The sequence below is a fragment of the Coleofasciculus sp. G2-EDA-02 genome, from assembly GCF_040226375.1.
Taxonomy (GTDB): Bacteria; Cyanobacteriota; Cyanobacteriia; order Cyanobacteriales; family Coleofasciculaceae; genus Coleofasciculus.
Genome location: NZ_JAVKEW010000200.1, coordinates 64381 through 86880 on the forward strand (window position 1 = coordinate 64381; position 22500 = coordinate 86880).

The window sequence follows — 22500 nt, forward strand, 5'->3', positions numbered from 1 at the left end:
ACGTAGCATTCTACGTCTCTACAAATTTAATAATGAATTATCAACATCAATGGTGTTGTTCATCCGCCAGAACCGGCAGACTTTCCATTGCCATTTCGGTTTCTTCACCTTCATGATGCGTCGCAAAAGATCCTTTAGGTTCTCTGAGGAAGAACCAACAGAGGAAGGTAACGACTAATGCAGTAACTCCTAAGGTTTGGAAGAAAACTCGGTTACCCATATCGCCTTCGGGGAGCAAACTGAATAGAGTCAGATAAGCAACAGCACCAACATTACCATAAGCCCCAACATTACCCGCAATCTGACCCGTGACTCGGCGCTTGATTAACGGTACCATGGCAAAGGTAGACCCTTCACCGGCTTGGACAAAGAAGGAACAACCCATGGTAAGAATGACAGCCAAGGGTAGCCACCAACTCCCATTTACGGTACTCATCATCAGATAACTAATCCCCATGCACCCTGTCAACACCGTCATCGTCCATTTACGGCTTCCTAGGGTATCTGAAATTAATCCGCCACCGGGGCGTGAAGCTAGGTTCATAAACGCATAGCTAGCTGCAATCATTCCCGCTAATTGCCTACTTAATCCAAATGTTCCTTCAAAAAAGGCGGGAAGCATGGAAACAACGGCTAATTCTGAACCGAAGTTAACCACATAAGTTAATTCCAGAAGGGCGACTTGAGAGAAGTCGTAACGATCATCAGCAGGATACCGTTTTTTAGCCGTCATCAATTCTTTATTTACATCCCAGCATTTATAAGCTTGGAACAGATACAAACCCAACAGCGCTAACCAGGTGATAATTAATCCCGTTTGATCTAAGAAACCCACTTGACTTAAGCGCCAAGCCAAGACAGCCAGAATCCCCACCAGAGGAACATTCATCAGCATCAAGAATCCAAAGTCCCGCTTTGTGGTGACTTCTAAGCCACCGTGACGCTTGGGTTTCTGATAAACTTTACCAGGAGGGGTATCTTGAACGCTTCTGTAGTAGATGATGCCATAGATTGCCGCAATAATACCTGTGAGTGCGATCGCGAGTCGCCAGTTGATCATTCCACCCCCAGCGCCAATCGTCAATAACGCCGCAATCGTGGGTAGGGTAAAGGCGGATGCGGCGGAACCAAAGTTACCCCATCCCCCATAAATCCCTTCCGCCAAGCCAATTTCTTTGGGGGGGAACCATTCCGCCACCATGCGGATACCAATCACAAAGCCTGCGCCCACAATACTCAGCGCTAAACGGCTGATCACTAATTGGCTAAAGTTTTGAGCTAGGGAGAAGGCGATACAAGGAATGGCTGCATAAATCAGCAGTACCGAGTAGGTTAACCGTGGACCAAAACGGTCGAGTAACATACCGATAATAATCCGAGCCGGTACAGTCAGCGCTACGTTACAAATCGCCAAGGTGCGAATTTGTGCCGCACTTAAACCTAACTCTTCTTGTACGGCTGTCGCTAGTGGAGCAAAATTGAACCAAACAACAAATGATAGAAAGAAGGCAAACCAAGTTAAATGTAAGATGCGGTATCGACCGCGAAATGACCATAATTCTTGTAGCATCAGTTACTTACCTATGTGTAAAAATTCCAGAATGGGGGTCTAATTTAATCGAGCAATTTTCTCATCCACTGAATTCGTCAATGGCTAAGGCAATCATCGCTCAAGGATAGACTTGTACCCTTTTCCCTCGCTCTCAATTAACCGAAGTAATTTGTTTACGGTTCCCCGCTCTCAGGTACAACAATCACACCCTTGCCTGAGATGTTTCGTATATTTAATTACAAAATTTGATTAAATATGCACTGAATGCATAAAATTAATTCTTTTATTGCATGATTATTTTCAAACATAATAGAGACGTCATGCTACGTCTGGAACAGGAAGGCATGGCAAATCACCGTTGTGAATTATCCAAACTGGTAATCTGGGCGGGTTTAGAGTCATCTGTTAGGTGTCAATTAATGGTAATAGTGAAACCCGCCCCTACCATTCCCACTAATCTGGGCGGGTTTAGAGTCATCTGTTATGTCAATCAATGGTAATAGTGAAACCCGCCCCTACCATTCCAATTAATCTGGGCGGGTTTATAGACATCTGTTAGGTGTCAATCAATGGTAATAGTGAAACCCGCCCCTACCATTCCAATTAATCTGGGCGGGTTTAGAGTCATCTGTTAGGTGTCAATCAATGTTAATAGTGAAACCCGCCCCTACCATTCCAATTAATCTGGGCGGGTTTAGAGTCATCTGTTAGGTGTCAATCAATGTTAATCGTGAAACCCGCCCCTACCATCACTCTCGTTCCCAGGCTATGCCTGGGAATGCCTCTGTTGAGGCTCCGCCTCCTTTGACAAGCGGCTGGAGCCGCTTAAGGAGCATTTCCACCCTAAAGCTGGAAACTAGAATGAGTAAGGGTTGTGACTTAAGTTGACACCAATGCACGCCCCGTGCGCCCAATTTAATCGTAAAATCTATGCCACCATTTTAGCTATTAAATTCTGTACAAGATTTGGCGAATCGTTGGTTGGGGATCAGGCTGAAATAAAGCCGCGATGAAATTGCCTCCTAGATAAGGAATAGCACAGAAAACCCCCAGGATAGAACGCCATTTCTGCCAAGAAAGCCAAGCGCGTCTGGTGGGATAAATGCGCCAAAATCGATTGACTGAACACATTATGGTATCATCAATTCCACTCACATCATGCCACCATCCGGCAGGTAAGTAAAGCGTGTCTCCTCGTTCTAGAATCACCTCTTGTTTATGTTCTAGGGCTTGCTTTAATTTAGGAAAAGCGGCAAAATCTGGCTGCTCTAAGGACACCTGACTAAAACAGCACCGCAATTTCATCCCATGACGTAAATGACAGAGGATGGGAAAGGGATAAAGATTGTAGGTTTGAGAGGGAGGAAATAAGACGATTTTTTTGACCCCATGAACTTGGATGAGGGTATTGTCCATGATATCGTAATGCAATCCAGAGTGATGGATGCCTGAACCCATATACATCTTAAAATCAGTGACAGGATGAGTTAACCCCAGTTTTTCGCCCAAGGTTTTCCAGCCCGATGTATTCGTCAGGGTTGTATTTTTTAGGGGAAGTTTTCCTAGATAAAGGTCATTCTCTTGAACGTTACCACAGCGTAAAAGTTCGGCATAGTTCGAGAATCCCATTGTTTCTAAGGCAACGCCGCTGCCTACAGGAGAACGTTTAGACTGTCCGGTCTTATACTTAGCCCGCTCATAATTCCGAACCATAACCTTACAATCGCCAATCTTTGCACAAAGATACTCCAAAGTCCAGTCCGGTTCATTCTCCAGCAATCCGGTAATGACGACAGGTGTACCCGTTTGTTGATAGCGTTGGCTAAACTGTTCGGGTGTGAGTGTGGATATATTGACAAGCGGTATAGAAGAGATTGAAAGGTTCATTGGCATATCAAACTCCGCCAGAATAGATTGTCAATGGTTAGGTAAGCGACTGAAACCTCTAGCCTATGTCGGGAAGGTTTAACTGGGAAAAGGGAACAAAAACTATAGCGGTTCTTAAATGAGTGAAGTACAGTCAGACAGATTTAGTGAAACTAAGGATTAGGGGGGAACAATGTGCGAGAGAATCGGGAAAAACTTGACAATTTATGTAAGCAATGACAAAAATGATGGAATTTGTGATCGGTCATTGGCAAACAAGGACATGACTATGGGCAAGGGTTCGGTATGAAAAATACCATAAAATGCCGCAAATGTCTGGAAAATCGCTAAAAACGGATTTGGCTAACCAGAAATGCCCAATGTCCGCTCAAATTTAACTGGTGTGAGGATGTTATGTCAAATTATGTACTGCCCCTGTTAACCGCGCTAACCCGACAGGTTAAAGCCAATTTCGTGAATAAGACTCATCAGACGGAGGCGGTACAGGAACGGTTTCTGCTGACGCTACTGAGACAGTATCAGAATACTGAACTAGGGCGTCAATGGGGGTTGAGGGAGATTAGAACCATTGACCAATTTCGCGATCGCGTCCCGGTTTTGCCCTATAGTAGTTATGAACCCTACACGGAACGTATTTTCAACGGGGAGTCGAATATCTTAACCCCTGATCCCGTTGTTTATATCAATCTCACCAGTGGTTCCACGGGTTCAAAAAAGCTGATTCCAGTGACTAAGCGGTTTCAGAATTCCTTGCGCGGGGCTAATCTAACCAGTATGGGTTTTTTAGCCGATGCGCTGAGAGTTCGCAACCGTAAGTTTGGTAAACTCTTGATTACCAACTCTGTGCAACCCCTGGGACAAACCCCAGAAGGGATTCGGTACGGTTATGCCAGTGTTGGCGTCTTGCGGATGGGAAAGTTTCTGTACCAACAACTGTTTGCCCATCCCTTTGAAACCCTACAACCAGGGGATAGCCTAGTCCGCCACTATGTTTGTTTACTCTTTGCTCTACGCGATCGCACCATGCGGGGGATCATTGCTAATTTTCCCATGCTCCTGCTGCGAACGGCAAGTTATTTGGAAACCTACGCCGAAGATTTAATTCGGGATTTAGAAAAAGGGACAATAGCTGGCTGGCTGGACTTAGAATCAGGGATTCGGTTACAACTAGAGCATCAATGGTCCGCTTATCCCCAACGGGCGCAGGAACTACGAGATATTTTACACCAAGAGGGACGCCTAACCCCGAAACGGGTTTGGTCAGATTTATCCTTTGTCGCCACCGCACGCGGCGGTACATCGGATTTTTACTTTCACCGCTTTGGCGATTATTTTGGCGATACGCCTGTATTTGGGGCGGTTTATTCCTCCGCAGAAGCCACATTTAGTATCTATCCTGATGTAGACACCGATGGGAGTGTCTTGGCGATTGAAAGCGGTTTCTTTGAATTTGTTCCCGAAGACCAATGGGAGGCTCAACATCCCAAAACTCTACTGGCGACTGAGGTCAAGATTGGGGAAAATTATCGCCTTTTAACTACAAATTATAGTGGGTTTTATCGCTACGATATTGGCGATGTGGTGGAAGTTATTGGATTTTACAATAAGACGCCTTTGATTGTCTTCCGCTATCGTCGCGGGGGAACAATGTCGGCGACTGCAGAGAAGACGACAGAACACCATGCAACTCAGGTGATGCAAGCCTTACAACAGGACTTTGACGTACCTTTAGAAGACTTTTGTCTGACGCTATCGGAGAGTATTACCACCACTCACTATTTAGTCAATATTGAGTTAGCGCCCGGTCAATATCTAGAAAATCCCCAAGCCTTCCTTGCTAGTTTTGACCGCAAACTGCAAGAAGCCAATATGTCTTATGCGGTAAAGCGACCTGATAATTATATCCCAGCGCCCCGCCTACGGATATTAGCACCGGGTAGCTTTGCCATTGTGCGTCAGCGTCAGTTAGAACGCGGCGTTCCTGATTCTCAGTTGAAGTTTCCTCATATTAGCAATGATCGGCAGTTTTTGGCAGGGTTAGATGTATTAGAAGAAATCAGATTACCAAAAGATTGAAAAATGAAAAATGGTGTAGGGTGTAGGGTGTAGGGTGTAGGGGCGAAGCATTTGCGCCCAGATTTCTCGGTTTTATGCCAACGTACCAACGCAAATGCTTCGCCCAATCCCCATAGGCAAATAGTGTAGGGGCGGGTTTTACTATTATCTTTTCGGTTACACCCAGATATAATTAAACCCGCCCCTACCGTGAAACCTTAGGAAGATAAGGGAACAAAAAAAGGACGAATGACGAATGACTAAACACTATTGGCAATCTGCTATTCTCACAATTTTGTTAGGGGGTCAAATTTTTGGGCTAGGCGCTGTTCAAGGGACAGAAAGCGCGAAACGCACCCCTTGTCAAACCAAGGATGAACTGTCTTGTGCTGGCGGGGTGATAACGCCGGATTCCCGATTTCTGGACGAATTAGTCACCCATTACGTCAACCGCATCCCCCTAGAAACAGCGCCACCCAACTTAACTGTAACCGCAGCCGAACAATTACGCGATCGCTTCATAGAAAAACTCACTCCTATTTTAGGACAAAGTATCGGTTACAAGGCAGGACTCACGAGTACAACCGCGCAAAAACAGTTTAATGTCTCTCATCCCTTACGCGGGATTCTCTTAGCACAAATGCTCCTACCCAGTGGGTCAATCGTACCCGCTAATTTTGGCGCACGTCCACTGTTTGAAGGGGATTTAATCGTGAGAGTGGGGAGTGAGGCGATTAATCAAGCGACGACTCGCCAGGAGGTTTTAGCCGCCTTAGATGCGGTGATTCCGTTTATAGAATTGCCGGATTTAATCTATGAATCTGGGGTAAAATTAGACGCCGCTGACTTAATCGCGATTAATGTGGGTGCGCGTTTGGGAATTGTGGGTGAACCGATTCTCTTGGCGGCTACTCCAGAATGGCAAGAACGGTTAGGTAATATTAAATTAGTGATAGTGGATGAAACCGGAAAAGAATTAGCCACAGGTAAAAGTAATGTATTATTAGAGCATCCCTTAGATGTGGTTTTATGGTTGCGTGATGACCTGAAATCAGGGGGTAAGCGACTGAAAAAAGGGGATTTATTATCCTTAGGAACAATAACACCATTAATGCCTGTAGAATCAGGAAAAACCATTCGCGCTCAATATTTCGGCTTAACGGAACAGGAGGCTGTTGAGATATCCGTGAGTTTTGAATAGTTAAACTGCCTTGGGTTAAAAATGTTATAATTTATAAAATATATTTCTAGTTACTATTTATGGTTGCTTCAATTGATCCCCAATTAGCAATTCAAACCTCAACATCAACTCAACTCCCCCAACCGCCGACATTTACCTCAAAAGAAGCGGAACGCCTCCACCGCAAACAACGCTTAGCCGCCGCCTTCCGTCTATTTGCCCGCTACGGGTTTGATGAAGGAATTGCGGGACATATCACGGTGCGTGACCCCGAATTTACGGATCATTTGTTTGTATAGAAACCTGAGTCGGGGCGGGTTTAGTTAAATCTCTTGTGCAACCAAAAAGATAGTCGTGAAACCCGCCCCTACAGAGGCACCACATACCGTGAAAAGTCAGAATTACCGTTCCCCTGAAGGCTGATGCTTTTGGGCAACGAGTTGTTTAGAAACTCGGATCAGATGATAGGCACCCCCTTGATCGATAATGGTATATTCATTGATTTTTAGCCAGTTTTTCTTGAGTTTATTGAATCGCTTAGATTCAATTAAAACCAGCTTCGAGGGAGGGTTTGGTTTGGTTTTGGCAATTTTATCAATGTAGGCAATCAGTTTATGTTCTTCGTCAAAATAATTGACCGATCGCTGGGAATAAAAAACGACACTGGGCTTTTCAAACCCCATCATCAATAACTCTTCTGACGGTTGGTTAACCTCAGCCGCGATCGCAGATAATTCTCGTAGGGGAAGCTGACGTTGTTGATCCAACACAAATGCGGCGGGTGTGATCACGAGGATGATAAACGCCACAAATGCGACAAAATTAATCATTCCTAACCAACGCCATCCCCGACGTTGCCATAATGCGATCGCCGTCGCTACAGCAGCACTTCCCCAAACAATACCTCCCCGTAAAGGTAATCCTGACGCTTGCAGGGTTTCCGATAAGTTCAGCGCGGCTGGATCATAGCCAATTATATTCGGGCTGTATAAAATTGCCCCCGCGAGTACCAGGAGGAGGATCACATTAAACCCACCACTCAGCCGTAACCCCAACCGAGGCTGAGGGCTCTGATAGGTGAGTAAATCACTTGCCAATAATGCCACCAAAATTGCTGCTGCGGGCATTAAGGGTAAAACATAACTGGGGAGTTTAGTTACAGCGATAGTAAAAAAGCCAAACACACCCGCAAACCAACACAGAGCAAATAAACTTAACTGACTAGCGCGAGGGGAACAACGCCATTGTTGAACCTGCCAAAACCGCAACCGTGCGATCGCGAGGGGTAAATAACAGGACCAAGGGGCAAAGCCGACTAACACAACCAGAAAATAGAAATACCAAGGTGCCCAGTGGTGATTCACCACACCGACAAAGCGTTCAATGTTGTGATAGCCAAAAAACTTGTTGATATAGTCTTCGCCATTCGCCAAGGTAACTAACACATACCAGGGAATTGCTAGAACCCCAATAATGCCCAATCCCCAAAACAGGCGCATTTCCCGCACCACCTGCCAAAAATTCCCCAGATACACCAGAAATGCACCAATAATTAATCCGGGTAGAACAATTCCCACCGGTCCTTTGGCAAGAATCGCTAAGGCAATTAAGATATAAAACGCCAAATACCAACCGGATGAAAAACCTAAAATGGGTTGGGGATCACCTTTTGCATTTCCATGGTTTCGGCTATTTTGTTCCCCATCTCCCTGTCTTTTTGTCTCCCCTTGGACATAGGCGATAAAGAACGACAACAGAGCCGTTCCCATACAGCCAGAGAGTAGCATATCCGAAACCCCAGTCCGCGCCCAGACTAAGGTTAGGGGATTAAAGGCAATTAGCGCAGCCCCTATTCCAGCAGATAACCAGCGTTGACGTTCTGGATTAGGGAGTTTTGGGGTGTCTTCTAATTCAGAGGAATTTTCATCAACCAGGGTACGGGGACGGGAAATGCCAAAATAGCGTAGCGTATAAAAGCCCAAAACTGTGAGCGCGATCGCACTCATTGCTGAGGGAAGTCGAACCGCCCATTCATTCACACCAATGAGGTTATAGCCAATCGCCATTAACCAGTAGACTAAAGGCGGTTTATCAAAACGAGTCTCCCCGTTAAAATACGGTGTAATCCAGTCTCCTGTAACCGTCATCTGGCGGGCGGCTTCCGCGAATAACGGTTCAGTTTCATCAACCAAACCCGTACTACCTAAGTTCCATAAAAAAGCCACCCAGCAAATCGCACTTAACCCTAAAACCGAGAACATCCACAAACGAGTTGGATGCTTTTCCCAAACATTCCACCACTTTGTCACTGTTTTAGCGACCCTATCCTTCATTTAACTTCAACCAGTTTGTCACGAAAAGCCAACATTAACCGTCACCGCCCCAAATTTAATCTAGCTGGAGCCGCGCTCATAATGTCCCCCTTCCTTGACTCGGACAACCCCATCAAGTTCCTCATCCAACAGTGTAGAGACGTTGCATGCAACGTCTGGTACAAAACCTAATACGGTTGCAAAACTAACTCCCATTCGCCCGTCTTTTGATTCCACCGGGGTACAGGCGTTTCCCCAATTACATAAGGTCCCCAATACAAACGAGAGCCATCTTGGGCAAATGCCACAATAATATCTCCCTTTTCCAAAATCAGATCATCTTGTGGAAGTGAAAGAATCAGCCCTTGGCTTCCTCCTTCCATAGGGGAAAAATCCCAGTGGGCGGGTTTGGCGTAAGCCTTTGAACCCGTTTGGCGTTCTAACAGCGCCACCCGCACCGGATGTTCTGTAGAATTGCTGACTCGCAACCCTCCTTTTTGCGCCGCTAGAGCAACCGGATCAAGGGGTGGAGAGGGTGAAGCCTCTGCAGGAGGTAACTTTGATGAGAGTGGTGATAATGTTGGGGAGAGGGGTTGAGCCGTTTCCATCTCAGGAACCTCTGGTGATTTGATCACAGAGGGTAATGATGCTGTATCTGAGGATTGGGGTTCTATCCAAACCTTGAACTCAAATAATCCTAGTCCCAGTCCGGCAACACCTAAAAGGAGTACGATGATAAATACTGGATAAAGCATATAGTTTAGTGTTTTCATTCGTTTTGAGGGGATTGACTCTGCACCACTACGTCTTTGGGGGGGTGCTAACAAAACGAATTGCCAGCCCCTACTCTCATTGAAACAAGCTTGACCAAAACCGTGTTATTTTTCTCTTAAAGGCTAAGTGGTTATGGTCAGTGTGTGGTTGATTTCTGGTTGATCGATGCAAAATACTCGTCTTAATACTATCGTCGATGTGATCTTGGCAAGGTTAGCCCAGTGGTTTGCCAATCCCTGGCGACGCCTGTCCATAATTTTGCTGGGTTTGCTGTTGGGCGTTTTCCTCGGAAGTGCGCTCTCAACGACAGCCGGTCAAACCGCTGACTGGGATGTAGTTGCGGCTGGGATTTTAATTATTTTCACGGAAACAGTGAGCCGGATTGTTTATGGCAGAAATCGTCAGCGTTTGCCTTCTGTGAGCAGAGCTTCTAGATTTTCATGGTTCATTGAAACTGTGAATGCTCTGAAAATTGGTTTGGTTTATAGCATGTTTTTGGAAGCCTTTAAACTGGGTTCATAGTGTCATTTGTCATTCGTCAGGTTATCAGGTCAGATATAATTTTTAATTCTGCGTAGGGGCGGGTTTGACTATTATCGTTTTTGATCTCACCCAGATGCAACTAAACCCGCCCCGACTAAGGGATAAGGGAGGGCGGGTTTTGTTGATAGGCTATCGGTGACAAGCCAATTAAGTTCCTAAACCCGCCCCTACAATTGTAATTGTGGCTAAACCCGTCCCTACCTTAAGACTTATGACTCATCCCCTCTCCCCGTCTTCCTCTCTCGGTGACATTCTTAACCAATGGATATCAGGAAAACCACCAAATTCATCGGCTTGGCAAAAATTAGTAACAGCGGAATTAAGACAGCCGGAACGGGCGAAAGCCTTTGGAATTACATCAGATAACGTGGAGGAAAAACTACAGGCGCGATCGCGTCTTTTTCTATCTGTCTATACTGATGTTCTTGCTTTGCCCTCCTTTGCTCAGAAAATTCAGGATAATAGAGAAAATTCTGAGTCTATTCAAACTAATATTATCCTATCTCTGTGGCGCTTATGGCTTCCTTTGGCGAGACAATTGGCGGAATCTCGACAACAGTTAGGGCGTCCACTAATTCAGGGAATATTAGGCGGACAGGGAACGGGAAAAACCACATTGGCGGTTGTGTTGAAGTTAATTTTAGCCCAGTTAGGATATTGTACCCTTAGCCTTTCTATTGATGACCTTTATAAAACCTATCAAGAACGACAGCGCCTGCGAGAGAAAGATCCGCGTCTGATTTGGCGGGGTCCGCCGGGAACTCATGATGTGGAGTTGGGGGTGCAGGTATTAGACGAGTTGCGATCGCACAATTCCTCAGATTCTATTCTAGTCCCCCGCTTTGATAAATCTGCTTGGCAAGGTGCAGGCGATCGCACGGATTTTGAACCTGTACAAAATGCGGATATTGTGTTATTTGAAGGGTGGTTTGTCGGCGTGCGTCCCGTTGCGGCGACTGTGTTTGCGGGGGCTACTCCAGTACCCATTGAAACAGAGAGCGATCGCGCTTTTGCACGGGATATGAATGAACAACTTAAAGCCTATTTACCCTTGTGGGAACGCTTAGACCATTTAATGGTACTTTATCCTATTGATTATCGCCTGAGTTTGCAGTGGCGGCGTCAGGCGGAGGCGGAAATGATGGCGACGGGGAAATCGGGGATGAGTGATTCACAAATTAATGAGTTTGTCAAGTATTTTTGGAAAGCGCTGCATCCAGAGTTATTTATTACGCCATTAATTCACAATCCGGATTGGGTGGATTTAGTAATTGAAATTAATCCAGATCATACACCAGATCGGGTTTATCAACCAGCGCTTTAATTTACTTAACAAAATTATCATATCATGTCCGGCTTTCTCACCCATAATATAAATCCGAGTGCATTATGCTCTAGCTACTTGCTGTAACCACCTGATCGCGCCCTTGGGCTTTAGCCTGGTAAAGCGCCCGATCCGCCGCCGCAATCAATTCCTCCGCCGTGGAACCATGTTCAGCAAACGCCGCCACACCCACAGAAATCGCGATCGCATCTAAGAGTTGATGGTGATACTCAATCTGCAAATCCTTAACATCTTGGCGAATTTGTTCTGCCCGTTGCTTCGTATCAGCAAGTGAAGCATCTGGCAAAATTAGCATTAATTCCTCACCCCCATAACGGCAAGCAATATCCGACGCCCGAACATTTCGTTGTAAAAATATGCCTAATTCTCGTAAAACAATATCCCCGGCTTCATGACCAAAGGTGTCGTTAAAATGTTTAAAATGATCAATATCCAACATAATAATCCCCATCGGTCGCTGATGACGCTGCGCCCGATGAATTTCCCGCTCTAAAGACTCTTCCATATAACGCCGATTAAATAGCCCAGTCAACGCATCTCGAATACTCTGTTGAGACAGCGTTTCCCGTAATTTTAAATTCGCTAACGACAGGGCTAAATGTTCCGCCACCGTTAGGGCTAACCGTTGTTTCGCCTCCGTCAATTGTCCCGGTTGTTGCGAACTAATATATAAAATTCCCAACGCTTTTCCTTGTGCCATCATTGGCACACAAAAGGATTCTAAGGGAGAGATGTCTGAGTGAATATGAGGACAGCGTAAACCTGATTGTGGCTGGTTTACCCAATGGGGACGTCCCCGACGTAATGCCCAACATGCCTTAGGCGAAAACAGCGCCTGACTCGCCAAAGGGGTTCCCCAAGTTGCCATGGCTTCTGCCCAATTCTCAGAGGGATTAATCACGAATACTCCACCCGAACTCTCTGGAAATAAGGGAGCAACCAACGTCGCGATCGCGTGATATGCCTCATCAACCGTTAAACAGGCTTGGAGAAAGTCACTCAATTCTCCTAATAACACCATTTCTCGGTTGCGGATACCTAGTTCATTTACCCGCCCTTTCAGTTGTTCATTCAGTCTTTGTAACGCTGCTTGTGCCTGTTTGCGATCGCGGATATCTTGCACCACACCAATATAAGATTTCGGTTCACCCTGACTATCCCGTATCAGCGATCCACTTAAATTCACCCAAACCTCAGATCCATCTTTACGCATATAGCGTTTTTCACGGGAGAAGGTATCAATTTCTCCTGTCAATAACTGCTCCAGGCAACTAAGTTCCTGGTCAACATCATCAGCGTGAGTAATCTCTTTGCACGTCTTGTTTTGCAGTTCCTCAGCACTATACTGAACTAAATCAATAAACTTTTGGTTAACCCACAAAAACTCACCCGATAAAGTGGCTTGAACAATGCCTACACCAACTTGATCAAACATACTCCGGAAACGTTTTTCACTCTCTCTTAACCCTTCCTCGGCTTGTTTTCGTTCTGTAATATCCCGATTACTCGCTCGTATTCCCAACCAATCTCCCTCAGCACTTTGCACAGATTGGCAAATCTGGGAGATCCAACGCAACTCTCCGGTTTTAGTCAGGATGCGAAAATCAATTCCTGACACCCTCTGATTCACCGCAGTATCACACCTATGCTGGGCAAATTTTTCTCGATCCTCTGGATGGATAATCGACTCCAATAAACTCGCATCCTGGAGAAATTCATCGGCACAATACCCCGTAATCCGCTCACAGGAAGGAGACACATAGATAAACTGAGCATCCGGGTTAAGCCAATATTCCCAGTCATAGGTAAAGTTAGCAACTGTCCGAAATCTTTCTTCGCTTTGTCGCAGTTCCTCTTCAGCTTGTTCACGGGCAATGCGGATGTGTAAAGCTTCAATACCGGAGGCTAAATCATTGGCTAATTCTTTCAATAACTGCACCTCTTCCGGCGCAAATGCTCCAGAGTTAACTGCGTAGATAGTCAACACACCCAACGGTTGATCTTTAACCTGTAATGGCAGGATAATTAGAGTTTCATCGCCCTGCTGTAAAGTATGCGATCGCCAGGGTGTAAACTTCGGATCAGTTTCAATATGGCGACAAACTATCGGTTGTCCAGTTTGCAGAACTTTATCGATAGGAGACTCACCTGAAGATTCGTTTACCCCAGGCATAATCAATTGTTTTAGATCAGGGTTATTATCAGAATTATTATCGTCAGTTATCAAGCCAACCCACGCTCCCTGATAACCTCCTACCTCCACAATTAGCTGACAAATATTCTGAAATAACTCAGATTCTTGGGTTGCACTCACCAAGATTCGGTGGGATTCACTCAGAGTTTTGAGAATACGGTTTAAATTTTGGAGAATCCCTTGCCCTTGTTGGCACTCCCTCAGTTCCATGGGTATTACATTATCCCAGGAGTTTTCTCTTTTATCCTCTGCGTTTTGAGGAATCAGATCTGCCATAGCCTGTCTGTCGGGTTGGGTTTCACTACTACTGTTATTTGTCACCCTGATGTTACTAAACTTACCCCCATCTTCCCCATCGCTATTTTTTCGCAGCTGCCGATTTTCAGCTTGAAGTGAGGCAATAATTTGACCCTGTTGACTCAGGTGCTGCTGTAAGTCTTGAATAACGCCATACAAATGTGCTGGATCAAGGGTTTGTAAGATACTGGTTTGAGTAACCATACCCAACAATTCTCCTTGATGGCTACAGACTCCTAATTGCTGTACTCGCCACTGCTGCATTTTCTGATGGGCTTTCCATAACGACTCTTCTAGACTCACGCACAGTAGTGGAAAACTCATTAATGTATGAGCTGGCAAGCTTAAATCAAGTGCCAATGCCTGAAATTGGACAATATCTTGTTCGGTAATGATACCAATGGGGAATAAAAATGGTTTTGAATCGGCTGGATTTGACGACTCTATCCCCTCAGAGAGCCTGTTTTCCTGTTGTTCTGCAATGACTACATAATTAACTCTATATTCTGCCATCCGTTGTGCTATAGTTAGCACGGAGTTTGTCGGGGAAACATGAATAAATTCGGGTGTGATCACCTCTGCAACTCGACGCCTTTTCAACAGTTCAGTGCATGGCAAAACATGATGCAGGCTCTCAGGTGTCACAACTCCTACCAATTGATGTTGATCATTGACAACGGGTAAGTGACGAATACCATGGTATTCAAATAAATTCAGAATTCGCCAACCATCGGGTAACTCAGATTGCTTGAGTGTAATCACTTGCCGAGTCATCACTTCGGCAACATGAAGACTTTCTAGGGGGCTTCCTGATACTATAATTTGAACCAAATCCTGCGATGTTATCACCCCAACTAACTCCTCGCCTTCTATGACTAAGACACAGCTCCCATCTGTTCCATCGCTATGAATTGAACCCAAAAGTTCTGTCCCCGATGGAAATGGGCAGGAGTGAGTGCTTTGATTGAGGAGGGCGATGACGTCGCACAGACAGGTGTCTGGCGTAACCGTCAGCGGATAGCGGTCAATAGCAGACGTTAGGGTTGTCATTGGTCATTTGTGATGGGTCATTTGTGATTAGTCATTAGCCCTTAACTGGACTAAAATGCCTGGGGATATTAAATGTCAAGCTGCTTAATCATGGATTGATTAAGGGAAGAGATCACGTAGATGACCCAGGAAATTATTGGGAATGGGTGATTACCTGGAAAAAGTAGTTGGTAGTTTTCCAATTTTCCTTGATATTCGCCATGATGTTGATATACCTGTTACAGAACTTCAGGTATTTCAAGGGATTTGATTGAATTGTTAAAACAGCACCAAGATTTTCCCTGATATAGCAGTAGACACATCGATTAGGACAAACCAACTGTTGTAGAGACGTTGCATGCAACGTCTCTACAAAATGATGCGTCCTAACCGCTATGGCGGTTGCTATACTAGAATAATCTCTCTATTTCTAACTCAGATGCCACTTGAGCTAGTTTGCTCAGGTCAGTAGGATCAGTTAAATGGGGCAAGATACCTAAAATGGGAACCTGTGTCAGCGACTGAATCAACTCAATGGGTGTCCAATCGGCAATATCTGTGGCTGAACGAGGCTGAACACAATTGAGGACGATTCCTTTCAGGAGAACGCCCGAGTGACGTGCTAAGGCAACATTTGCCACCGTTTGTGCGATCGCGCCTAGTTCCACAGGCACCACAATCACGCTGGGTAGTTTCCAATCTCTGGCAATATCTGCCACGGTTAACTCATGGGTTACAGGTGAACCGAGTCCTCCTAGTCCTTCAACTAACACAACATCCCGTTCCTGCTGAAGGCGATTGAATGCCTGCCAGACTCCCTTTAATTCTATCCCTCGCCCTTCCCGTTCTGCCGCGACGGGCGGGGCGACAGGGTGCTTAAATTGTAATGGAGCAATGTCTTCAGGGGTTTGATCCAGGTTCAATAACTGGTGATAATGTTCCCAATCCCCTATTCCCGTTTGAATGGGCTTAAAAATTCCCAGACGTTTTTGTGGATAATAGGTTTGCCAATAGGCGGCGAGGGCAGTAGTTAATACTGTTTTGCCCGCATCGGTATTTGTACCCGTAATTAGTAATGTCTTGGTCATTAGTCATTCATCCTTTGTCTTTTGTTCTTTGTTTGACTTTGACCTAAGGATTAGTGAGACTGACACCTAGTGTAAAATTGGTTGGTCTTTGAGCAATCACATCAATAATGTAGTTACCTCCTTGAGGCAATTGTGCCTGCCAAAAGTTTACATTTGAGGCATCTTCGACAAGCTGACCATTGGGATTGCGGATATTTAACGTGACATTCCCTTGAATAACTTCTACCGCTAATTGCTGATTGGATTCCACATTAACACGGTAACGTTTTACCCGTTGCGGTGCGGTTTGACCTTGAAACTGGATGGCTTCTCCTTCAACATTGAGCTGTTCGGTTTCGTAAGTGGGAGAAGGAGAGGGAGAGGGAGATGGACTTCGTGTTGGCGAAGGTGTGGGTTGGGGAGCTTCAGTTAAGTTTAAATTAAGTTGGTAATCGGTTTCTGGAAGTCCCGGAATTAAACTTAATTGAACTGTGTATTCCCCGCTAAAGGGGAGTTGACCTCGCCATTGCTGCACCCGTGTCGCGCGATTCCCTAGGGGTTGATCATCGGGTCCGATCACGGTCATGTAGACGCCTTCGGTGGGAATAAATGCCTCCAAGGTCTGGTTTTGTTCTGCCTGAATCTTGTAGTTTACAATCGCATTCGGCTGTAATGAGCGTTCTATAGAACGTTGTTCACCAACAGACAGATTCAACGTCTGACTATAGGGTGGGGGTGGGGTAGGAGTAGGTGAGGGTGAAGGGGACTCTGTTGCAGTGGGAGAAGGAGACGGTGATTCCGTTGCAGTGGGGGAAGGAGACGCTCCAATTATTTCTGGGGGAGTCGGTTCTTCTCTTAATCGGCTAAAAATTGCCCAAGAACCCAACAATACCGTCAAAGCCAGTACTGTACCCAATCCCACAATAACCCCAGGTTTTTCCCAAATCGAATCACTATCGGGTTCCGGAATTACGGGTTGTGACGGTGCTGCTGTTCTAGCTGGTGTCCTTTCCGGTTCTGGAGGTCGTCCCACGGCTACTGTTGCCATACGTGAGACATTGGCGTTTGGTTCGGGTGTAGAGGCGGCTGGGGGAGGCGGAGATTGCAGGGCTTGTAATACATCTGTTGCAGATGAGTAGCGATCGCCTGGTCTATAACTTAGCATCCGGTTCAGAATCCGGGCAAATTCGTCACTCACACTAACCCATCGTTGCCAGTTCCAGGTTAATTGGGTATTATCCAGTAATTCCCTAGGTTCTTTGCCTGTCAGTAGGACAACAGCGGTTACCGCCAGGGAATAGAGGTCACTACTGGGATAGGATTTACCCGTTTGAATTTGTTCGCTGGGGGCATAGCCGAGTTTGCCAACTGTTGTGGCTGGGGTTGCCATATCCGGCGACTGCAAACGGGTAGCGAGTTCCTTGACCACACCGAAGTCAATTAATACGGGGAGTTTGTCGCCCTCGCGCAGAATAATATTATCGGGAGTAATATCGCGGTGGATGATTCCCTTGCTGTGAATATGTTCTAGTACGGGTAATAATTGCTGTAGTAGCTGCTTAACTTCGGCTTCTGAGAAGACAGGGTTTCCCATTGGCGTACTCTGAGGTGGCGTCGGAATACCCACAGCTTCCGATCCCGGTGTGGGATTGCCCGCCAACCCTTCTAAGCGCCCATTGAGTAACTCTCGATAGGTTTTCCCCTCAACATAGTCTTGTGCCAAGAACAACCGTCCATCCTGCTCAAAGGTGGCTCTAAATTCGGGGACTTGAGGGTGTTTAATTTGATAGAGGGTGGTTGCCTCCCGTTGAAAGAGTTCTTTGGACTTCTCCAACGTATAGGCTTCCATCTGAGGCGGAATTAATTCTTTGAGGACACAGAGTTCTTTAAACCGATTCAGGTCTTCCGCCAGGTAAGTGCGACCGAATCCCCCTTGACCCAGAACCCGGATCAAGTGGTAACGGGCTTGCAGAATAGTTCCAGAGGCGATCGGTTGTTCCATGAGCTTGTGAATTGGAGTTTAGGCGAAAACAGGATGGTGATTTCCTCGTCTACAACTATAAATTTTATGAGAAGAAGGTCACTTCCTGGCATTTATTACATTTATTTTATGTGACGTACCTAGGCTAAGCTATCTCTAGGGTTAGTCCCTTTCTCCCGATTGTGGGCATTTGGCTAAGCTGTCATGCATTTAAATGGGGTATTAGCTCACGAGTTTATAAAAAAAGAAATAATTATTCAGCCTGTTGGGATGAGTTTGATTAATAATTGGATATTTCAGTCAATTCGATGGAAAAACTACTGCGTCAAATGGATGAAATGAACAACTTAGGCAGCATCCCAAAGCAGCAAATCTAAAACCAGTGGTATCTTTGGGCTTGGGGGCAAGGATTACGATTGCCCGATTTGTCAATTTATGAGAAATAGTAGAACGATAGAGAACAGCAAATGTTAAGATTGCCTTGAAATGAGCTTCGAGGGTCTGCTGTGAGCCGTTCTGCAACGTTAACGCTTCAGCCTACGCTGCCGCTAATCGCGGATAATAATCGTCTCCGACTGTTTTCAGGGTCTGCCAATGTGCCACTGGCACAAGAGGTTGCTCGCTATTTGGGCATGGACATCGGACCAATGGTTCGCAAACGATTTGCGGATGGCGAGTTATACATCCAAATTCAAGAATCCATCCGTGGGTGCGACGTTTACCTAATTCAGCCCAGTTGCCATCCGGTAAACGACAACCTGATGGAGTTGCTGATTATGATTGACGCCTGTCGGCGAGCATCCGCACGGCAGATTACTGCTGTTATTCCATATTATGGTTATGCTAGAGCCGATCGCAAAACCGCAGGACGGGAGTCAATTACCGCTAAATTAGTGGCAAATTTGATTACTGAGGCGGGCGCGAATCGGGTGTTAGCTATGGATTTACACTCTGCCCAAATCCAAGGGTATTTCGATATTCCCTTCGATCATGTCTACGGTTCTCCAGTAACCTTGGACTATCTGGCAAGCAAGCAATTACCTGATCTGGTGGTTGTTTCCCCCGACGTAGGTGGGGTAGCGAGAGCCAGGGCTTTTGCCAAAAAGCTCAATGATGCGCCCTTAGCGATTATTGACAAGCGACGGCAAGCGCATAATGTCGCAGAAGTCATGAATGTGATTGGAGATGTCAACGGCAAAACGGCTGTTTTGGTAGACGACATGATTGACACGGCGGGGACAATTGCTGCAGGTGCCAAAATTCTGCGTCAAGAGGGAGCGCGGCAAGTGTATGCTTGTGCTACTCACGCGGTCTTTTCGCCACCTGCGATTGAACGCCTCTCTAGTGGAATCTTTGAGGAAGTGATTGTCACTAATACAATTCCAATTGCCCAAGACAATTACTTTAAGCAGCTTACAGTGCTTTCAGTCGCCAACTTGCTGGGAGAAACCATCTGGCGCATTCATGAAGATAGTTCAGTAAGCAGCATGTTTAGTTAACCCCATTCAGTAGGGGTTTGGTAACCAAACCCCTAAGGCGTGGTGAGCAGAGGATGTCACCGCGCTCTTCCGTTATCCTGAGACTCGTAAAACAGAGATTCTTGACGGCTTTTTACGGGCCAATCTTCATTCTCACCGCCGATGATCAGCCGTTCGATGTGAACATATTCTTGAGACAGTTGCTTCAGGGAATTGATCAGAACATCGAGTGCGATCGCATCTGATGTACCTAAATCAAACCAGCAGCGTCCCCAGGTTCCCTGATAATCAAAGTCTCCTTGATTATGCATCAGTGCCATGAGGGTGCTGTCTGTTTCTCGGTCATCATACTCCATATAGCTTATATCCACACCTGTCTCCTGCACTTGGAGATTTTCCGCATCAAATCCTCCCAATTTTCCCAGGTAAAACCATGAATTGAATAACTCTTCAATATAATCTTTTTCCATGGGGGAAGGAACTGTGGCAAACTCTAGCCAGATCCACAAATCGAATGGGTTATACTCGCGAAACTCTACCCGCATAGGTCATCAATCATCAGTTATCTAGAAATTTGACAAGGTTAAGCTGAAACAGGGAATCGGAATCAAGACTGCTTCCCCAGCTTCCCCAACAGTAACGGAGAGGGTGGGATTCGAACCCACGGACTCTTTCGAGTCACTCGATTTCAAGTCGAGCGCATTCGACCACTCTGCCACCTCTCCAGGCTTATCTATCATACCAAGCCTAAGCGTTCATGGCGACTGTCTAGAAACAAATTGTCCGCCAACGGGTTGAGGGCGCCGATAGAGAAACTCTTCTAGCACTACAGAATAGTCATTTCCCACCCAAACCAGAGAAATTGAAGCCACCACACCCTCTTTCAGATACACCAGGGAAAAATTTCGCAGTCGGTCTGTTTCCGTTTTCACAATTCGGGGTACACTGGCTGAATTGAGATACACCGTTCCCTGTGAACTGGTGGTGACAATAGTTCGCAATCGCTTGGTTGTGTGGCGTAATCGGTGATGCATGTGACCGAATGTGACCAAGGAGATCTGTTTTCCCAGCGCCTGAGTTTGTGCGATCGCGGCTTCAAAATCCGGGTCCCCATGATCACCGCCCAAGGGATGCCAATCCCTACCACAAGGCGATTCGGCTTCCTCGCCTAACCCCGTTGGTCCATTATGACCCAAAAACAGAATCCTGTTGTATTCTGTCGCTTTGGCGGCGGCGACTATTCGTTCAACAGACTCCTCAAAACTGTTTACCCCATACCAATCTCGATAGAAATCCTGATTTTTCCATGCTGATCCCCCCCAACTAAACGGACGAGCCCCGACTACCGAAAGCTGAAGATCACGAAAGTCCAAATATCCGTAACCAACATGGGCATCTCCGAGCGCCTCTAACTGATCTTGTAACCAATTTTCCTGTTGACGGTTGTATGGACATTTTGTCTGTCCCCAAGCTGATGCGGTATACCAAGCATCGTGATTTCCCAGAATCACGGCTTTGGGCAGATCAACCGCAGCAACTCGCTCAACCACACCCACCGACTCATTGCCAAAATCCCCGACAAACAGCACCAAGTCAACACCCAACCGTTGGAGTGCGATCGCGTCTTGTGCTTCCCATTGATCGTGAACATCACCAACGACGGCTATTTTAATAGATGGCTGATTATGACTGGTCATATTCATGGTTTCTTAATTATTCCCCCCTTCCAGCATAAAAAAAGCCGCACTCGTTGGCTTAATCACGAAACACCGATGGAGGCTGATCTGGGCGAACAGCTAGGGAAATACACAAATCGTGTCCACTTTTTTAATCTGCTCGCCCTCTACTCTAAGCTCTTTTACGCCATAGCACCGAAGTGACACCCAACATCCCCATCCCTAAGACTCCTGCAACTGTACCTGGCTCTGGTACTGAAACGGGATCATAAAATCCTTCTATTTTCAAGCCCACTAGCGAACGAGCATTCGCTTGGTTAGGATTAGGAGAACCCAGTAGCCAACTCATATTGGCAATACCTGAAAGCGATGTAATTGAGGTATCACTAGCAAAATAGTTTTTCGTGATAGTGGTGTTACCCTCACCTGGGGGGGCAATAGCGGAACTGAACACTGGATTGACAGCGATTCCATTAACCTGGTTGACTTCCAGAAACATTTTAGTCTCAGGATCGACTTTACCCGATGCCGTTGTTGCTCTTGTCCAGAGGTAAAAGCCATTAAAAGACTTAGCAGGTGGGTTCTCTTGGTTAAAGGCAATGGTTCGCCCACCGAGGCTAAAGGAAACGGTATTCCCATCCCACGTTAACATCCATGGCACTTCTTGACCATTTTGCCAATTCCAGTTCAACTGCTCAACAGTTCTCAATCCATCATCTTCTTTGGTGGCAAACTCCCAGTCGGCAAAGCCTTTAGCACCCGCTCTTCCTTCCACCGTCCAGTTCAAGTTAGTCCAGTTTGGGGGGGGAATATCACCCTCGCCTACAAAGGTTAAATTAATCGCCGCAGCAGGTTGAGATAACATGCCAAAACCGAGGACAGAGGCTCCCACCGCCAATGTTGTGGTGACTAGCTTGTTTTGTATCGTATTCATCGAAACTCCTTTGGGTCCCAAACCCTGTCTTTATAAGAAAGCTTTACAATTAAATGCTGGTTTTTAAATGGAGATAATCCCAGGAACCAGCAAACCCTGTAATAAGTCCCTTCGCCCACCCAGTCCAAGATGTCTTGGCATTACCCAACGCCTAACCAATTAGGCTTAGAGGCTAGTCCGAACTAGGGAAGTATTC

The 22500-nt window shown here is 46.1% G+C and carries 16 protein-coding genes, 1 tRNA gene and 1 pseudogene; 7 read left to right on the plus strand and 11 right to left on the minus strand.

The window, feature by feature from the left end:
• Positions 1-46: 46 nt before the first annotated feature.
• The gene (locus tag RLO19_RS23880; protein ID WP_446359888.1) at positions 47-1570 is read right to left on the minus strand and encodes an MFS transporter; all 1524 of its coding nucleotides are present in this window, start codon (positions 1568-1570) and stop codon (positions 47-49) included.
• 302 nt (positions 1571-1872) lie between these two features.
• On the opposite strand from RLO19_RS23880, the gene RLO19_RS23885 reads away from it, so the two are divergent.
• Positions 1873-2052 carry a hypothetical protein gene (locus RLO19_RS23885; RefSeq protein WP_446359889.1) on the plus strand — a complete coding sequence of 60 codons (180 nt, stop codon included), beginning with the start codon at positions 1873-1875 and terminating at the stop codon, positions 2050-2052.
• Positions 2053-2500: 448 nt separating this feature from the next.
• On the opposite strand, the gene RLO19_RS23890 is transcribed toward RLO19_RS23885, so the two are convergent.
• Complete coding sequence (locus RLO19_RS23890) at positions 2501-3439, minus strand: cupin-like domain-containing protein (RefSeq protein WP_446359890.1); 939 nt, start codon at positions 3437-3439, stop codon at positions 2501-2503.
• 393 nt (positions 3440-3832) lie between these two features.
• Between RLO19_RS23890 and RLO19_RS23895 the strand changes: the two genes are divergently transcribed.
• The 3 genes and pseudogenes from RLO19_RS23895 to RLO19_RS23905 form a co-directional block, all read left to right on the plus strand.
• Positions 3833-5515: a GH3 auxin-responsive promoter family protein gene (locus RLO19_RS23895; RefSeq protein ID WP_446359891.1), complete on the plus strand. Its 1683-nt coding sequence runs from the start codon at positions 3833-3835 to the stop codon at positions 5513-5515.
• A 235-nt stretch (positions 5516-5750) separates the two neighbouring features.
• Entirely contained in the window at positions 5751-6695 is a 945-nt protein-coding gene (locus tag RLO19_RS23900) for a 2-keto-4-pentenoate hydratase (protein ID WP_446359892.1), read from the plus strand.
• 59 nt (positions 6696-6754) lie between these two features.
• A pseudogene (locus tag RLO19_RS23905) lies at positions 6755-6970 on the plus strand (class II aldolase/adducin family protein); the annotation flags it as partial.
• 105 nt (positions 6971-7075) lie between these two features.
• Here RLO19_RS23905 and RLO19_RS23910 read toward each other — a convergent pair.
• Both RLO19_RS23910 and RLO19_RS23915 read right to left on the minus strand, forming a co-directional pair.
• Complete coding sequence (locus RLO19_RS23910) at positions 7076-9007, minus strand: ArnT family glycosyltransferase (protein WP_446359893.1); 1932 nt, start codon at positions 9005-9007, stop codon at positions 7076-7078.
• Between the two features lie 167 nt (positions 9008-9174).
• Positions 9175-9759, minus strand: coding sequence for a hypothetical protein (locus RLO19_RS23915; protein ID WP_446359894.1), 585 nt, complete (start codon positions 9757-9759; stop codon positions 9175-9177).
• 166 nt (positions 9760-9925) lie between these two features.
• Here RLO19_RS23915 and RLO19_RS23920 point away from each other — a divergent pair, with 166 nt between their 5' ends.
• Positions 9926-10282: a DUF565 domain-containing protein gene (locus RLO19_RS23920; protein ID WP_446359895.1), complete on the plus strand. Its 357-nt coding sequence runs from the start codon at positions 9926-9928 to the stop codon at positions 10280-10282.
• A 232-nt stretch (positions 10283-10514) separates the two neighbouring features.
• Positions 10515-11627 carry a glycerate kinase gene (locus RLO19_RS23925; protein ID WP_446359896.1) on the plus strand — a complete coding sequence of 371 codons (1113 nt, stop codon included), beginning with the start codon at positions 10515-10517 and terminating at the stop codon, positions 11625-11627.
• A gap of 70 nt (positions 11628-11697) precedes the next feature.
• Here RLO19_RS23925 and RLO19_RS23930 read toward each other — a convergent pair whose 3' ends face one another.
• From RLO19_RS23930 to RLO19_RS23940, 3 genes are all read right to left on the minus strand, one after another.
• Positions 11698-15189 (minus strand): diguanylate cyclase, encoded by a 3492-nt coding sequence (locus tag RLO19_RS23930; protein ID WP_446359897.1) that lies wholly within the window; start codon positions 15187-15189, stop codon positions 11698-11700.
• Between the two features lie 389 nt (positions 15190-15578).
• A complete protein-coding gene (gene bioD / locus RLO19_RS23935; protein WP_446359898.1) occupies positions 15579-16256 on the minus strand; it encodes a dethiobiotin synthase in 678 nt (225 codons plus the stop codon).
• Positions 16257-16299: 43 nt separating this feature from the next.
• The gene (locus tag RLO19_RS23940) at positions 16300-18237 is read right to left on the minus strand and encodes a protein kinase domain-containing protein (RefSeq protein WP_446359899.1); all 1938 of its coding nucleotides are present in this window, start codon (positions 18235-18237) and stop codon (positions 16300-16302) included.
• Between the two features lie 485 nt (positions 18238-18722).
• Between RLO19_RS23940 and RLO19_RS23945 the strand changes: the two genes are divergently transcribed.
• A complete protein-coding gene (locus RLO19_RS23945; protein WP_446359900.1) occupies positions 18723-19715 on the plus strand; it encodes a ribose-phosphate pyrophosphokinase in 993 nt (330 codons plus the stop codon).
• A 56-nt stretch (positions 19716-19771) separates the two neighbouring features.
• Here the strand turns inward: RLO19_RS23945 and RLO19_RS23950 are convergent, their stop codons facing one another.
• The 4 genes from RLO19_RS23950 to RLO19_RS23965 all read right to left on the minus strand — a co-directional run bounded on the left by RLO19_RS23950 (position 19772) and on the right by RLO19_RS23965 (position 22304).
• Positions 19772-20239 (minus strand): DUF3531 family protein, encoded by a 468-nt coding sequence (locus RLO19_RS23950; protein ID WP_446359901.1) that lies wholly within the window; start codon positions 20237-20239, stop codon positions 19772-19774.
• A gap of 95 nt (positions 20240-20334) precedes the next feature.
• A tRNA-Ser gene (locus tag RLO19_RS23955) sits at positions 20335-20419 on the minus strand.
• A 30-nt stretch (positions 20420-20449) separates the two neighbouring features.
• Positions 20450-21391 (minus strand): TIGR04168 family protein, encoded by a 942-nt coding sequence (locus RLO19_RS23960; protein WP_446359907.1) that lies wholly within the window; start codon positions 21389-21391, stop codon positions 20450-20452.
• A gap of 151 nt (positions 21392-21542) precedes the next feature.
• A complete protein-coding gene (locus tag RLO19_RS23965; RefSeq protein ID WP_446359902.1) occupies positions 21543-22304 on the minus strand; it encodes a choice-of-anchor W domain-containing protein in 762 nt (253 codons plus the stop codon).
• Positions 22305-22500 lie beyond the last annotated feature (196 nt).

Coding starts and splice junctions, on each gene's coding strand:
- RLO19_RS23890 (WP_446359890.1), bottom strand. CDS start 3,439: ATGAACCTTTCAATCTCTTCTATACCGCTTGTCAATATATCCACACTC.
- RLO19_RS23930 (WP_446359897.1), bottom strand. CDS start 15,189: ATGACAACCCTAACGTCTGCTATTGACCGCTATCCGCTGACGGTTACG.
- RLO19_RS23925 (WP_446359896.1), top strand. CDS start 10,515: ATGACTCATCCCCTCTCCCCGTCTTCCTCTCTCGGTGACATTCTTAAC.
- RLO19_RS23965 (WP_446359902.1), bottom strand. CDS start 22,304: ATGAATACGATACAAAACAAGCTAGTCACCACAACATTGGCGGTGGGA.
- bioD (WP_446359898.1), bottom strand. CDS start 16,256: ATGACCAAGACATTACTAATTACGGGTACAAATACCGATGCGGGCAAA.
- RLO19_RS23920 (WP_446359895.1), top strand. CDS start 9,926: ATGCAAAATACTCGTCTTAATACTATCGTCGATGTGATCTTGGCAAGG.
- RLO19_RS23900 (WP_446359892.1), top strand. CDS start 5,751: ATGACTAAACACTATTGGCAATCTGCTATTCTCACAATTTTGTTAGGG.
- RLO19_RS23885 (WP_446359889.1), top strand. CDS start 1,873: ATGCTACGTCTGGAACAGGAAGGCATGGCAAATCACCGTTGTGAATTA.
- RLO19_RS23915 (WP_446359894.1), bottom strand. CDS start 9,759: ATGAAAACACTAAACTATATGCTTTATCCAGTATTTATCATCGTACTC.
- RLO19_RS23910 (WP_446359893.1), bottom strand. CDS start 9,007: ATGAAGGATAGGGTCGCTAAAACAGTGACAAAGTGGTGGAATGTTTGG.
- RLO19_RS23895 (WP_446359891.1), top strand. CDS start 3,833: ATGTCAAATTATGTACTGCCCCTGTTAACCGCGCTAACCCGACAGGTT.
- RLO19_RS23880 (WP_446359888.1), bottom strand. CDS start 1,570: ATGCTACAAGAATTATGGTCATTTCGCGGTCGATACCGCATCTTACAT.
- RLO19_RS23950 (WP_446359901.1), bottom strand. CDS start 20,239: ATGCGGGTAGAGTTTCGCGAGTATAACCCATTCGATTTGTGGATCTGG.
- RLO19_RS23940 (WP_446359899.1), bottom strand. CDS start 18,237: ATGGAACAACCGATCGCCTCTGGAACTATTCTGCAAGCCCGTTACCAC.
- RLO19_RS23960 (WP_446359907.1), bottom strand. CDS start 21,391: ATGACCAGTCATAATCAGCCATCTATTAAAATAGCCGTCGTTGGTGAT.